Origin of the sequence: Nocardia sp. NPDC005366, assembly GCF_040606855.1 — a bacterium.
In the GTDB taxonomy this organism is placed as follows: Bacteria; Actinomycetota; Actinomycetes; order Mycobacteriales; family Mycobacteriaceae; genus Nocardia.
The window spans coordinates 332,182-345,566 of the sequence record NZ_JBEXFQ010000004.1; the positions used below are offsets into that span (position 1 = coordinate 332,182).

12 protein-coding genes are annotated in these 13,385 nt (G+C 66.4%); 6 read left to right on the forward strand and 6 right to left on the reverse strand.

The window, feature by feature from the left end; genetic code table 11:
- Window positions 1-49: 49 nt before the first annotated feature.
- The 5 genes from ABZS43_RS07370 to ABZS43_RS07390 all read right to left on the reverse strand — a co-directional run bounded on the left by ABZS43_RS07370 (window position 50) and on the right by ABZS43_RS07390 (window position 3,853).
- The gene (locus ABZS43_RS07370) at window positions 50-1,315 is read right to left on the reverse strand and encodes a helix-turn-helix domain-containing protein (RefSeq protein ID WP_355034955.1); all 1,266 of its coding nucleotides are present in this window, start codon (window positions 1,313-1,315) and stop codon (window positions 50-52) included.
- A 192-nt stretch (window positions 1,316-1,507) separates the two neighbouring features.
- Entirely contained in the window at window positions 1,508-1,630 is a 123-nt protein-coding gene (locus tag ABZS43_RS07375; RefSeq protein WP_355034956.1) for a hypothetical protein, read from the reverse strand.
- 228 nt (window positions 1,631-1,858) lie between these two features.
- Window positions 1,859-2,362: a hypothetical protein gene (locus ABZS43_RS07380; protein WP_355034957.1), complete on the reverse strand. Its 504-nt coding sequence runs from the start codon at window positions 2,360-2,362 to the stop codon at window positions 1,859-1,861.
- Between the two features lie 87 nt (window positions 2,363-2,449).
- Window positions 2,450-2,626, reverse strand: coding sequence for a hypothetical protein (locus ABZS43_RS07385; RefSeq protein ID WP_355034958.1), 177 nt, complete (start codon window positions 2,624-2,626; stop codon window positions 2,450-2,452).
- Between the two features lie 243 nt (window positions 2,627-2,869).
- Window positions 2,870-3,853: a polysaccharide deacetylase family protein gene (locus ABZS43_RS07390; protein ID WP_355034959.1), complete on the reverse strand. Its 984-nt coding sequence runs from the start codon at window positions 3,851-3,853 to the stop codon at window positions 2,870-2,872.
- 186 nt (window positions 3,854-4,039) lie between these two features.
- On the opposite strand from ABZS43_RS07390, the gene ABZS43_RS07395 reads away from it, so the two are divergent.
- The 5 genes from ABZS43_RS07395 (at window position 4,040) to ABZS43_RS07415 (ending at window position 11,983) form a co-directional block, all read left to right on the forward strand.
- Complete coding sequence (locus tag ABZS43_RS07395; RefSeq protein ID WP_355034960.1) at window positions 4,040-5,569, forward strand: putative glycoside hydrolase; 1,530 nt, start codon at window positions 4,040-4,042, stop codon at window positions 5,567-5,569.
- Between the two features lie 121 nt (window positions 5,570-5,690).
- Window positions 5,691-6,713, forward strand: a complete 1,023-nt coding sequence (locus ABZS43_RS07400) for a crotonase/enoyl-CoA hydratase family protein (protein ID WP_355034961.1) — start codon at window positions 5,691-5,693, stop codon at window positions 6,711-6,713.
- A 136-nt stretch (window positions 6,714-6,849) separates the two neighbouring features.
- Complete coding sequence (locus tag ABZS43_RS07405; protein ID WP_355034962.1) at window positions 6,850-8,259, forward strand: amidase; 1,410 nt, start codon at window positions 6,850-6,852, stop codon at window positions 8,257-8,259.
- A 187-nt stretch (window positions 8,260-8,446) separates the two neighbouring features.
- Window positions 8,447-10,381 (forward strand): MFS transporter, encoded by a 1,935-nt coding sequence (locus ABZS43_RS07410; protein ID WP_355034963.1) that lies wholly within the window; start codon window positions 8,447-8,449, stop codon window positions 10,379-10,381.
- A 63-nt stretch (window positions 10,382-10,444) separates the two neighbouring features.
- Window positions 10,445-11,983: a DHA2 family efflux MFS transporter permease subunit gene (locus tag ABZS43_RS07415; protein WP_355034964.1), complete on the forward strand. Its 1,539-nt coding sequence runs from the start codon at window positions 10,445-10,447 to the stop codon at window positions 11,981-11,983.
- Window positions 11,984-12,086: 103 nt separating this feature from the next.
- Here the strand turns inward: ABZS43_RS07415 and ABZS43_RS07420 are convergent, their stop codons facing one another.
- A complete protein-coding gene (locus ABZS43_RS07420) occupies window positions 12,087-12,521 on the reverse strand; it encodes an SRPBCC family protein (protein ID WP_355034965.1) in 435 nt (144 codons plus the stop codon).
- A gap of 194 nt (window positions 12,522-12,715) precedes the next feature.
- Between ABZS43_RS07420 and ABZS43_RS07425 the strand changes: the two genes are divergently transcribed.
- A complete protein-coding gene (locus ABZS43_RS07425; RefSeq protein ID WP_355034966.1) occupies window positions 12,716-13,267 on the forward strand; it encodes a YceI family protein in 552 nt (183 codons plus the stop codon).
- Window positions 13,268-13,385: the final 118 nt, after the last annotated feature.

Here is a 13,385-nt window from a genome sequence, read left to right on the forward strand (position 1 = left end):
ACGAGGCGGGTGGGACGAGGCGGGTGGGACGAGGCGGGCGGGACGTCTGTCAGGATCGGTTGATCGGTCGCACCTTCGGCGCCGACTCGCGATCTGCTGGCCGCTGGTAGCTGCGGGCGATGATCGCGGCGCGCAGGTACCACAGGCCCGCCGCCTCGGACGGATCGAATCCGGTGAGCTGGCCGATGCGTTTGAGCCGGTAATCGACAGTATTGGTATGCACATGCAGTGCTCGGGCGGTGCGCTGGCGGTTGAGATTGTTACTGATGTGACGTTGCAGAGTCTCGAGCAGATCTGGATGCTCGTCGAGCGGTCCGAGGATGGTGCGCAATCGCTCGAGTCCGGGGCCGGGACGGGTGAGCTGGTATTCCAGGGCCAGATCATCGAAGCGGTACAGCCCGCGCACACAGCGCAACCGCTGGACCATATCCAGCAGTTCATGCGCTTGGTCGGCGGCAGCGGGAACCCGCGCGGTGACCGCGTCCACCAGGGTCGCCGCGATGGGCACCTGCGCGCTGCGGGAGAGCTGTTCGACCAGGTGGTCCATGGCCTCCCCGGTCATCAGTCCGGTCGGCAGCAGGATGGTGCCGCCGTCGACGCTCAGTAGCGACAGCGCGCTGTCGCCGCAACGCTTGGCGAGTTCGGCCTGCACCCTGCGCAATTTGCGGCGCGCGACGATCTTTCCGTCGAGGCGTGTGTCGCTTTCCTCGGGATGCGGCGGAATCGCCACGGCGAGTACGGAATAGGACTGCGCGATCTCGATCCCGCATTCCCTGGCCATCGTCGAGGTGGCATGTCCGCCGAGCAGGGCCGAGGTGAGGGTATGCGCGGCGGTGTGATGTTCGCCGACCACCGCGCGTAGTTCACGGACGTAGGCCTGCGAGACGGTGGAGGTGATGATGTCGAGAATTTCGAGCAGCCGCCTGCCGACGGTTTTGAGGCTGTCGAAATCCGCGGCGGTGGCGTCGGCGAGGATCAGATCGAAGCCGAGTTTGAATCCCTCGTGCACCGCGTGGTGAATGGTGTCGATGGGGATTCCCTCGCGCGCCCACCCTTCCGCGGCGATTCGGAGCTGCTGGGTCTTCTCGGGGATATCGGTGCCGTCGAGCATGCTGACCGCGAGTTCGAGGCAGGTGCGGGTGATGGTGGTGATATCGCCGTTGAGCGCCTCGCCCGGCAGGGTGCGGCACGGGGCGACGTTCTCGATGAAGTGGCCCACCATCTTTCGTGAGAGGGCACGGACATCCTTCAGTGATGAAGTGACCGGCTGGCCCGAAACAGTCAAGTCCGGCCGGGCTGTACTGGCGATGGTCATCCTGACTCCCTTTCGTCCCCGCACCTGGCGAAGCACATCACGGTAGCGCGGTTGCGTCGCTGATCGCGTGGACGGGAAACGGATTCTGAGATCTGTCGAACCGCGGCCGATCTCGCCTGTGATGGTTCACAGCGCGCCGAGGCGCGCATCGGAGTCCGCCCGTGAGCTGGTCAAACGTCCGATTCGGCGGGCCTACGGTATCGTCTCGATCGCCGCCGCGGCGTCCACCAGAACGAGCGCGAGTTCGATCCCGGCCTTGAGGATCGAATCCGGATCCCGCGGCCGAATCGGGCATCGATCGGTGGCGTCGGGCATGTCTACCCCACTTCCGCAATCCTCGTGCGGGCCCATGCGCATGCCACTCCTCGCCGTCACGTCCTCCAGGCTTCGACGGTACGTGTCGACGTCACCGCCTTCGAGCCGACCAGCGCGTTTCATAGAGAGAACGAATGGGGCCCCTCACGATTGTGAATCCTCCCTATAGTCTGCGCCGGCAGTCAGGCCACAAGGACGAGAGCGACCTCGCCGAGCCGACCCGGTCGGTCACCAGATTCCGTCGTCGTCCCCGTCGGCGTCATGGGCGCGAACGGCGTCGTGCTCGTGCTCGGCGCAGGTGCGGTCGATATCGCGGCCGATGCGGGCGTGCGCGTCGCTGAGTGCGTCGCCGAGGGCGGTCGCGTGTTTCTGGGCGTCGCGGAATCGATGCGCGGTCCAGACCGCGTCGAATCCGTTGAGTGTGCCCTCGGTGGCGCATTCCTGCGCCCACCGGTCGAGTAGCCAGTACAGACGTCGCTGCTCGTAGGCCATTTCGGTGAGGGCGCAGACGAATTCGTAGCGTCTGCCCAAATCCGCGGAATCCAGCTGACCCGAATGTTCCACCGCGTCGGTGAGATAGCGTCCTACGGTGCCCATCAACTCGATGGCCTGCGCGACCCGGGTGGGCGGATACGACCAGCCCTGGTCGGTGAAATAGCCCATCACCTCCCTGGTCGCCGCCGCACACGCCAGATCCTCGGCCCTCGGCTGCCGCGCGACATCACTGGTCATCTGCGCACTGTACGACTCCGGTTCGCGCGTCGGGGGTGGTGACGCGCCGGGGATTCGGGCTCGGTTCGCTCCGCTGTCGTCCACGCGTCAGCTGGCCTGTCGCGCGGGGATGGCCCAGAACTCCGTGATAGCAGGCAATTCCACCGTATCGGCGAACGGATCGGTGCGTAGCCTCGAGATGAACTCGTCGATCGATGCGTATCCGGCGCGGGCGATGCTCGCCAGCAACTGCTCGGCCGGTGTCCATTCCTCGATACCGCTCATGGTGGTCCTTCGATCAGAATCTACGCCGCAACGGTCCTGTACTGGTCCTGTACTGGTCAGGTGGGGTCGGGTCGAAGCCTGAAACCCGTGAACCCCACCTGACCTGCTCAGCGATGATGGGTGCGTTGGGGGCTTCGCTACCCATCCTGCAACCCCGGGGTTACCGAGGTGGACCCACCGTAAGCCACGCGCTTGCCATCGCGGGCCGATTCGGGGGAAGTCCACGAGAAATCGAAGCGGGACTCAGTACGGGTTGCCCCGGCCCGACCACGGTTGCGCCAGTTCACCGGCCAGCGAGCCGGGAAAGGAGATTCTGGCCGGATCCCCGTCGGAGGTGTAGCGCCGTCGCGGGTTTTCGGCCAGCCGGTCCAACCAGTAGGCGGAATCGAAATCCACTTCACCGCGGCCGGATCGGATCCGCGGCACCGCCGCCGGGTCGACGGGCCCGAACGGGGAGGGCGCTGGAGCCGCTCCGACCAGCATCACGGCATCGAAGGAGTAGGACGTACCCGCCCAGCTGCCCTGCCTCGCGAGGGAACGATCGGCGGGGGCGAGGCCGAACGGCAGCGCCATGGTGTCGACCCGAACGCCGGAAGCCTCGATGGCGCGAACGTTCTCGGCGAGCTCGCGGCGCACGCCGTCGTCGTCCAGGCGCGAGAGGGCGGCGTGGTCGACGGTGTGCGCGCCGATCTCGTAGCCGTGCCCGGCCAGCCAGGACAATGCTCGCGCACCGAGGGTGAACGGGTCGTCGTTGACGTAGAGGGTGGCGGTCGGATGGAAATCGGGGTGCGCCGCGCCGAATTCCTCCAGGACGCCGATCGCGCAGTTCGGCGCTGGTCCGCCCGCCGCCGTGAAAGCGAATTGACTGACGGTGGAATCGTCGAAGGTGAGCACAACCGGATGGGTGCCCGCGGGAATATCGATGCGCCCGGAAATGTAATCGGCGGCGGTCACCGGGCGGTAGTCCTCGCGGTAGAGCCGGTCCAGTTCGGCACGGAATTCCTCGACGGTCTGGTCGTATTCGCCAGCCGGGGTCGCGATCACCTGGTGGTACATCAGGATCGGCACCTCACCCAACTCGTTGGCCGCGATCCGTGCGGGATCGGCGACCACTGGCGCGGGATCGGGTATCGGCTGAATCTGTTGTTCCCGAGCGACTTCGGGAGCCGGTGCCGTCGTACATCCGGTGAGTGCCGCGAACAGTACTGCCAACACAGCGAATCGCATTCCGGGTACCGTCTTCACCGCCACCGGGGTGACGGTACCCGCCGGAAGTATTTCGTTCGCGGGATATGCGCGAAACTGCGACACGGTGGAAAACGCCGTACATAGTAGGAACACTCGGTACGAAAGTTGGTGTGGGCGTTGTTGGAAAGTGTCCGGCAGCCGGGCCGTCGGCGGCTGGTGTCGGTAATGGTCGCGATCGCTCTCGCGGGCCTGATCGCCTCGGTGATCGTCGGGATGAGAACCGAACCCGAAGGACTCGCGGTGACGGGTCTGCCGGAGGGCATCGTCGGGGCCGCGGCCCTCGGCGCACTGGAATTGCGAATAGACGCGCGGGGGCATGACGCGAACGCCATGCGCCTGGAACTGGACGGCGCCGCGGTCACCGGTTCGGTCGAGGGCGATGTCGTCGTGTACCGACCCGGCCCGCTCGCCGACGGGGACCACGAAATCAGCGCGGAGATCCCGCCCGGTGGACCGTTCGGGTGGTTGCGCGCCGGACCCGGATTCGTCGAAACCTTCACCGTCGATACCTCGGCGCCGCAGGTGGAGCTGACCCAGCCCGCCCCCGTGAACTCCTACCGGGTGCCGGTTTCCCTCCGAGGCAAGATCACCGGCGCGCAGCGGGCCTCGATCGGCGCGGAGCCGCTGACGCTCGCCCAGGACGGGACCTTCGAGATCACCCTGCCCCGCGCGCCGGTCGGCGCGGAACTGGTCGCGGTGGACGCGGCGGGCAATACGACCACCGTTCCGATCGCCGCCACCGCGCAGGTCCCGCGCATCAGGGCGGTGCACGTGACCGCGCATGCCTGGTCGCACGAGGGGCTGCGCGAGGATGTGCTCGAACTGGCGCGAGCCGGACGGATAGATACCGTCCAACTCGATATCAAGGACGAGGACGGCGTGGTCGGCTACGACTCCCAGGTGCCGCTGGCACGGGAATCCGGCGCGGTCGAAGCGATCTACGACGCGCCGTCCGCGATCCGGGTGCTCCACGACATGGGTCTGCGCGTGGTGGGGCGGATCGTGGCCTTCCGGGATCCGGCGGTCGCCGAATGGGCGTGGCGTAATGGTAGGCCGGACTGGGTGATCCAGAATCCGGGTGGTCAGCCGTACTCGAGCAAATACGGTCCGGTCGCGTTCACCAATTTCGCCCATCCCGAGATCCGCAGGTACAACATCGATCTCGCGGTCGAAGCGGCCCGCATCGGCTTCGATGAGATCATGTACGACTACATCCGGCGGCCGGACGGCCCGGAATCCTCGATGGTGTTCTCCGGGGCCACGGTGGACGCCGCCGTATCCATCGCGGACTTCCTGGGGGAGAGTCGGGGTCCCGTCCACGACGCGGGCGCGTTCCAGAGCGCGGCCGTCTTCGGTATCGCGTCGACCCGCCCGCAGCAGATCGCACAGGACATCCCGTTGATGGCGCGCCATGTCGACTACGTGGCGCCGATGCTGTACCCGTCGCACTGGAACCCGGGGGAGTACGGAGTCGCCGATCCCAACCGGCAGCCCTACGACATCGTCGTCCGCTCACTCGACGACTTCCGCAGGCAGACCGAGGGCACCGGTGCGAAAGTCGTTCCCTGGCTTCAGGATTTCAGTCTCGGGGTGAATTACGGGCCCGCCGAGGTCCAGGCCCAGATCGACGCGTGCGCCGCCGCGAATATCGATAGTTACTTCTTCTGGAGCCCCAACGTTCGCTACCACCTGTGATCGGGTCACGCACCGGGCGGCCGGGTTCCGCGTGATCGGGTCACCGGTGTGGTCATGTTGTGGACAGCGACTTCGGACCGGTCGAGGAGTCCGAGGCAGGCTCCGGCACGGAAGGAAACCAGTGACAGACAGCCGAATTCCCGCGGGTTCGCGGCCCGCGACGTGGTACGAGAACTGGACCGAGACACCGGATTCGCGCTGGCGCGATCGCGCGGAGCCGGAATCGCAGCACACGTATCCGACGCTCACCTACGAGGTCGACGGGCGTATCGCGCGCATCACCTTCGACCGCCCGGAGCAGGGCAACGCGATCACCCCGGACACGCCACGCGACCTCGCGCACGCGGTGGAGCGGGCCGATCTGGACCCGCGCGTGCATGTCATCCTGCTGTCGGGACGTGGCAAAGGTTTCTGCGGTGGCTACGACCTGAGCATGTTCGCGGAGAACTCCTTCGAGGTCACCGACCCCGCGAACGCGGCCGACCCGGTCACCGGCACCGTGGTCGATCCCGTGGTGCAGGGCCGCAATCACAACCCCGCCGCGACCTGGGATCCGATGGTCGATTACGCGATGATGAGCCGGTTCAACCGCGGATTCGCCAGTCTCATGCGCGCCGATAAGCCGACGGTCGCGAAGCTGCACGGTTTCGCCGTCGCGGGTGGCAGCGATATCGCCCTGTTCGCCGATCAGATCATCTGCGCCGACGACACCAAGATCGGCTACCCGCCCACGCGGGTATGGGGCATTCCCGCCGCCGGTATGTGGGCGCACCGCCTCGGCGATCAGCGCGCCAAGCGACTGCTGTTCACCGGCGACTGCATCACCGGCAAACAGGCCGAGGAATGGGGACTCGCGGTGGAGTCGTGTCCCGCGTCCGAACTCGACGACCGTGCCGAAGCGCTGGTGGCCCGGATCGCGCGGATGCCGGTCAACCAGCTCATGATGGCCAAACTCGCGCTCAATTCGGCCCTCTACTCCCAGGGCGTGCTCAACTCCGGCATGATCGCCACCGTCTTCGATGGCATCTCCCGCCACACCGAGGAGGGATACGCCTTCCAGACGCGCGCGGCGACCGTCGGTTTTCGCGAAGCCGTGCGCGAACGTGACGAACCCTTCGGCGACCACAAGCGCGGCAGGCCGTGATCGTGATCGACGCGGCGGCTCGCGGTCGCTCATCCGATCGATATCGCGGCGCCCGCCAGTAGGCTCTGCTCAGTGAAGGGCGTTTCACGGTACCGGTCGAACCGGATCGATCACACGGATGTGAGAAGCAGGGCCGATGGATATTCACGAGGTTGCCGGCGCGGGGGTGCGTGAGCAGCGCGAGGCGTTGGACAGCGGGGCCGTATCGGTCACCGAACTCGTCGACGCGACGCTGGATCGGATCGATGCGGCGGCCGAACTCGGCGCGTTCATCCGGGTACTGCGCGAGCAGGCCCGCGCCCAGGCGGCCGAATACGATCGGCAGCGCGCCGCGGGGGCGGAACTGGGTCCGCTGCACGGTATTCCGGTCGCGATCAAGGACGAGATCGACGTGGCCGGGGTGGTCACGACCTTCGGCACCCGGGCGAATCGCACGCCGGTGGTCGCCGATGCCGAGGTGGTGCGCCGATTGCGCGCGGCCGGGGCCGTCATCATCGGCAAGACCGCGATGCCGGAGTTCGGTCAGTGGCCGTTCACCGAATCCAGCACCTTCGGCATGACCCGCAATCCCTGGGATCTCGGCCGGTCGACGGGCGGCTCCAGCGGCGGGTCGGCGGCGGCGGTGGCGGCGGGTCTCGTCCCTGTCGCCCTCGGTGGCGACGGGGGCGGTTCGATTCGGATTCCGGCGGCGTGCTGCGGCATCTTCGGGCTGAAACCGCAGCGGGGGCGGGTGCCGACCGCGCCGCACGAGCATCTGTGGTGGGCACTCGGGGTGGTCGGCCCGCTGACAAGGGGCGTCCTGGATTCCGCGATGGTCTACGACGTCATCCGTGGCAGCACTGCCTCGGATCGCTTCCAGGCGCTCGACCCGATCATGTCGTTCGAGGAGGCGACGCGACGAACCGATCGGGTGCTGCGTATCGGCTACAGCCTGCGATCACCCGTGCCGATGACCAAACCCGATCCGGAGCATGTGCGCGCGGTCGAGGACACGGTCGCGCTGCTGGCGGGACTCGGTCACACCGTCTTCGAGATCGATCCCGACTATCCGGATCCGACATCCGCGTTCTTCCCGCAATTCTTCGGCGGTGTCCGCGCCGAGGCCGCGGTGGTCGATGATCCCGGCCTGCTGGAGCGGCGTACCAGGGAGACACTACGACTCGGAGTGTGGGCGCGGCGAGCGGTGGTGGAACGGGCCATCCGCAGGGGAGAGGTCCTGGCGCGCGGCATCGATCGTGTCTTCGACGACTGCGATCTGCTGCTGACCCCGACCACGGCGATCCGCCCGCCCGTACTCGGCGTGCTGGACGGCGTCGGCAGTGTCCGCGCGCAACTCGCCTCGATCCCGATGGTCGCCTACACCGGACTGTGGAACGTCACCGGGCATCCCGCCGCCTCCATCCCCAGTGGGGTCGCCGCCGATGGCCTGCCGCTCGCGGTGCAATTGATCGGCCCCGCCAACGGTGAGACGACGATTCTGTCGGTGGCCGCCCAACTGGAGCGGGAACGGCCGCAGCCGCGCCCGCCGTACCGGATCCCGCTCTGAGACGGGTACGCGAAAGCCCTGATGGGGGCCGGTCGCACGGGCTCCGCGCCGCCGAACAAGACAACCCTTCGCGATCAGTGATGTGGATCACCTCGACTGGGTAGCCTGTTGTCCACCCGGCTGCTCGTTGCTGAATCGCAGTGGTCCAGATCGTGCGAGGTGCCGTGGCTAGAAAGGCACCGCGACTATGAGTTCGACGTCGATCCCCACCACCGCACCGACCCTGCTCACCGGGCTCTGGCAGCGAAAACTCCCGCACTATCCCGATACTCCCGCCCGATCCTGGTACCTCGCCGTCGTGGTCATCGCCTCGATCGCGTTGTACTACCAACTGTTCGTCACCGGTGCGGTCGGCAATGAGCTGATCGACTATTTCGACCTGTCCTTCTCGTATTTCGTGTGGATATTCATCATCGGCGCCGCCTTCGGCGCGGTCGCGTCGGTGCTGGCGGGGTTGGCCGACCGCTGGGGCCGGGCGAATATCGTCGCCTACGGCGTGGTGATCTGCTCGCTGCTCACCCTGTTCGCGGTGCCGGCGACGACCACCAAGGAGGCATACCTGGTCGTCTACATCCTGGTGAGCATCGTCGAGGGCGCCGTGCTCGTGGCGACGCCCGCGCTGATCCGGGATTTCTCCCCGCAGTTGGGCCGTGCCTCCGCGATGGGTTTCTGGACGCTCGGGCCGGTGATCGGCGCGCTGGTCACCACCGCGATCTCCACCCGCACCCTCGACGCCCATCCGGATTGGCAATTCCACTACCGGGTCTGCGGTGTGATCAGCCTGGTGATCGCCATCGTCGCGGTGATCGGCTTGCGGGAGCTGGCCCCGGCGCTGCGCGATCAGATCATGGTCTCGCTGCGCGACAGGGCGCTGATCGAGGCGCGGGCCCGCGGGCTGGACGTGCACGCGCTGGAACGTGACCAGTGGAAGCAGATGATGCGCCTGAATATCGTCGGCTCGGCGCTCGGCATCAGCCTTTTCCTCGCCTTCTTCTACACGATCGTGTCGTTCCTGCCGGTGTACATGGCGACCAACTTCGGTTTCAGTCCGGCCCAGGCCAATGCGCTCGGCAACTGGTACTGGGGGTTCAACGCGCTGGCGCTCGTGCTCGCGGGTATCGCCTCGGACTACCTGAAGGTGCGCAAACCGTTCATGATCGTCGGCGCGATCATCAGCATCATCGGTCTGTGGGTCTTCATCGGATTCACCGACGAACCCGACACCGGGTACTACACGTTCGCCGCGGTGTTCGTGGTCATCGCGGTCGGCACCGGCATCGCCTATTCCACCTGGATGGCCAGCTTCACCGAAACCGTCGAGGCTCGCAATCCGGCCGCTACCGTGGCGGGACTGGCCGTGTGGGGCGGCATCCTGCGCGGTGTCGTCACGCTCGTGCTGTTCGGGCTGCTGATCGTGGTGAACGCGGCGGGCCCCCTGGTCAACCACGGTCCGCGCCTGGCCGAAATCCAAGCGAAGTACGGCGCGGAACTCACCACCATCCAGACGGTCGGCACGGACACCCTCGCTGCGCTGCAGAAGAATCCGGGCGATCAGGCCGCTCAGGTGCGGGCGTTGGCGGCGTTGAGCGGCGCGACAGCGGCCGATGTCCAGACCACGCTCGCGCTGAGCGCGAAATATCCGCAGGAATTGCAGACCCTGCAAGCCATCGCACCCGAGACGCAGGCGAAACTGGCCGAGAATCCCACCGATGTCAGCGCCGGACTCGCGGCGGTCAGCCAGGTCTCGCAGAAATTCGGGATTCCGGTGGATCAGGCGATCGCCCGCCTGACCGCGATCCAGCAAATTCCGAGTGACCAGTTGACGGTCGCCGCGGCGGTCGGTCCGAAGGTCGCCACGGGGGCCGCGCAACTGGCGGCCGTCGGCGGCATCCCGGCCGACGACGCGGCGTACCTGGCCGCCCACGGAACGGAAGTCAAGCAGGCCAAAGAGGATTCGCCCGGACAGTGGGAACTCTGGTGGTGGATCTGCCTGATCGCGCAGGTGGCCTTCCTGCCGTTCGTCTTCATCATGGCCGGGTACTGGAGCCCGAGGAAGGCCGCCGCGGCGGCGAAGGAACACGAGAAGGTGGTCGAAAGCGAACTGGCGGCACTCGGTCGGTAGCCGAATCGCGGCGCCTTCCCGGAGGTGCTGGTTCTTTTGCCGGAGAAATGCCACTCTTAAGCGGTGACACTATCTCCGGATACATCGTCGGGTTCCGATCCCGCCAGCGACAAGCTGGACGCGCGGGTGTTCAAGGTGGCCGGCGTGGTCGTGCTCGGCGCGATCATGTCGATCCTCGACATCACCGTCGTGACCGTCGCGATCCCCACGTTCCAGGTGGAGTTCGACACCAGCTACGCCATCGCGGCGTGGACCATGACCGGCTACACGCTGGCGCTCGCGACGGTCATCCCGCTGACCGGATGGGCGGCCGACAGATTCGGCACCAAGCGCCTCTACATCATGGCGCTGACGTTCTTCGTCCTCGGCTCGCTCTTGTGCAGCACCGCCTGGAATATCGAGTCGCTCATCGCCTTCCGGGTGATCCAGGGCATCGGTGGCGGCATGCTGATGCCGCTGGGCATGACGATCATGACCCACGCCGCGGGTCCGCAGCGGATCGGCCGGGTCATGGCCGTCCTCGGCGTGCCGATGCTGCTCGGTCCGATCAGCGGCCCGATCCTCGGCGGCTGGCTGATCGACGCGTTCGGCTGGCATTGGATCTTCCTCATCAACCTGCCGATCGGCCTGATCGCGCTGACTTTCGCCTTCATCGTGCTGCCCTCCGACAATCCTGAGCCGTCGGAATCCTTCGACTTCCTCGGCATGCTGCTGGCCTCGCCGGGTCTGGCGCTGTTCCTGTTCGGTGTCTCCTCGATTCCGGAGCAGGGCACCGTCGCCTCGGCCAGGGTGCTGATTCCCGTCGCCGTCGGTCTGCTGCTCGTCGTCCTGTTCGTCCTGCACGCGCTGCGCACCGAACATCCGCTGATCGACCTGCATCTGTTCCGCGACAGGGCGATGACTTTCTCGGTGCTCACCATGGTGCTGTTCGCGATCGCGTTCTTCGGTGCCGGGTTGTTGCTGCCGAGCTACCTGCAACAGGTGCGAGGGGAATCAGCGCTGGCCGCCGGATTGCTGATCGCGCCGCAGGGCATCGGCGCGATGATCACCATGCCGATCGCGGGACGGTTGGTCGACAAGATCGGTCCAGGCCGGATCGTGCTGACCGGTATCAGCCTGCTGGCCGTCGGCATCGCGTTCTTCACCCAACTCCAGGCCGATACGCCCTATCCGATCATGATGGGCGCGTTGCTGATCCAGGGCTTCGGCATGGGCTGCACGATGATGCCGATCATGACCGCGGCCATCCAGACCCTGACGCACGCGCAGGTCGCCCGTGGCACGACGTTGATGAATATCGTCAATCAGACCGCGGGGTCGATCGGCACCGCGACGATGTCGGTGGTGCTCACCAACTTGCTGAAGGACAAGCCGCTGGCCGGGCCGGCGATCGCGTCGAATGTGGATCCGTCGGTAGCCGCGCAATTGCCGCCCGGCGCGATCGAGACGGGACTCGATCAGGCCGCCGACGCGTTCGCCACGACCTACATCGTCGCTGTCGCGCTGATCGTGCTGACCTTCATCCCCGCTGCCTTCCTGCCGCGGACGAAACCGAAGAATCCGGAGCTCGCCGCGGACGCGCCCGCGGCGATGATGCACTGAGGCTGTCGGTGCGCCGCTCGACGGCGCACCGATCCGCCGGTCGCCCGAATCCGGGTCGATGAACGTCCACGGGCGTCATCGACCCGGATTCTCGGTTTTCCGCTCAGGTGTAGAGCACGACGAAGTGTTCGAGGGAGCGCTGGATATCGCCCCGCACCGCGCGAGCCACGCCCGCGCCGATCGGTCCGAACAGCGGCGCTCCGCCCAGTTCGATATCGACGGTGACCTCCGAACCGGAGCCTTTCGGCGCGACCCGCAATTCGAGTCCGAGTTTGGTTCCGCCCTTGCCCGCACCGCTCAGCGCCAGCCGCCGTGGCGGTTCGGCCGCCTTGACCGTCCACGTCACGCGATTGCGCAGACCCTTCACCGTGGCGACCCCGACGAGTTTCGTGCCGACCGTCAACTCGCCGCTCGGAACCTCGCCGCGCCACGCCTCGTGCATGGTCAGCCATTTGTCCAGATCGGCGAGATTCGAGGTGTGTGACCACGCCTGTTCCGGCGAGATCGGGACATCGACGGAGACCTTCAGCTTTGCCATGCGCGCATGGTATCCGTTACCCGAAGTGTGGGTATTCGACCGCGCGGGCGCCCGATGTGGTCGATTGTGTTGTGCGTCACAATGGAAATGTCCGGCCCGACATCCGCGTTATAGAAGTTGCCACATCAACCAAATATGCGGCAACACGACCTAGAGCCATGTCATCGAACTCGTACCGAACAAGAGGAGCGCTCATGACCGCCGGAACCACGACCGCCCTGTCCGCGGGCACCTGGGTCATCGACCCCGTCCATTCACTGGTCGGTTTCTCCGTACGCCACCTGATGGTGAGCAAGGTGCGCGGCCGATTCACCGATTTCTCGGGCCGACTCGTCATCAACGAGGACGGCACGGCCTCCGCGGAGGCGGAGATCCGGGTCGACTCGGTGACCACCGACAACCCGCAGCGCGACGCGCACCTGCGCACCGCTGACTTCTTCCACGCCGAACAGTTTCCGACCGCCACCTTCAAGTCGACCGGCTTCAAGGTCAAGGGGGATGACTTCGTCGTCGACGGCGATTTCACCTTCCACGGCGTCACCAAGCAGCTCTCGCTCGAGGTCGAGTTCCTCGGCGTGAATCCGGGGATGGGCAACGGCCCCGTCGCGGGTTTCGAGGCAAAGACGGTGGTCAGCCGCCGCGATTTCGGCGTCGATATCGATATGCCACTGCCGGACGGCGGCGGCGTTGTGGTCGGTGACAAGATCACCCTCACCCTCGAGGTGGAGGTCGGCCTCCAGGCCTGATCCGCTCGAGTTCCACATTTCGGCCGGGGTCGCACCGAATTCGGTGCGACCCCCGCCGCATTGGTTGTTTTTGGCGATAGGAACAGAGTGGGGTGGGGGAAAAGGTGTGGGAAGGAAG

What these genes read in the sequence shown, in the direction of transcription:
- ABZS43_RS07380 (WP_355034957.1), bottom strand. Translation starts at nt 2,362, where the DNA reads ATGACCAGTGATGTCGCGCGGCAGCCGAGGGCCGAGGATCTGGCGTGT.
- ABZS43_RS07390 (WP_355034959.1), bottom strand. Translation starts at nt 3,853, where the DNA reads ATGCGATTCGCTGTGTTGGCAGTACTGTTCGCGGCACTCACCGGATGT.
- ABZS43_RS07405 (WP_355034962.1), top strand. Translation starts at nt 6,850, where the DNA reads ATGGATATTCACGAGGTTGCCGGCGCGGGGGTGCGTGAGCAGCGCGAG.
- ABZS43_RS07410 (WP_355034963.1), top strand. Translation starts at nt 8,447, where the DNA reads ATGAGTTCGACGTCGATCCCCACCACCGCACCGACCCTGCTCACCGGG.
- ABZS43_RS07420 (WP_355034965.1), bottom strand. Translation starts at nt 12,521, where the DNA reads ATGGCAAAGCTGAAGGTCTCCGTCGATGTCCCGATCTCGCCGGAACAG.
- ABZS43_RS07370 (WP_355034955.1), bottom strand. Translation starts at nt 1,315, where the DNA reads ATGACCATCGCCAGTACAGCCCGGCCGGACTTGACTGTTTCGGGCCAG.
- ABZS43_RS07385 (WP_355034958.1), bottom strand. Translation starts at nt 2,626, where the DNA reads ATGAGCGGTATCGAGGAATGGACACCGGCCGAGCAGTTGCTGGCGAGC.
- ABZS43_RS07425 (WP_355034966.1), top strand. Translation starts at nt 12,716, where the DNA reads ATGACCGCCGGAACCACGACCGCCCTGTCCGCGGGCACCTGGGTCATC.
- ABZS43_RS07375 (WP_355034956.1), bottom strand. Translation starts at nt 1,630, where the DNA reads ATGCCCGACGCCACCGATCGATGCCCGATTCGGCCGCGGGATCCGGAT.
- ABZS43_RS07395 (WP_355034960.1), top strand. Translation starts at nt 4,040, where the DNA reads ATGGTCGCGATCGCTCTCGCGGGCCTGATCGCCTCGGTGATCGTCGGG.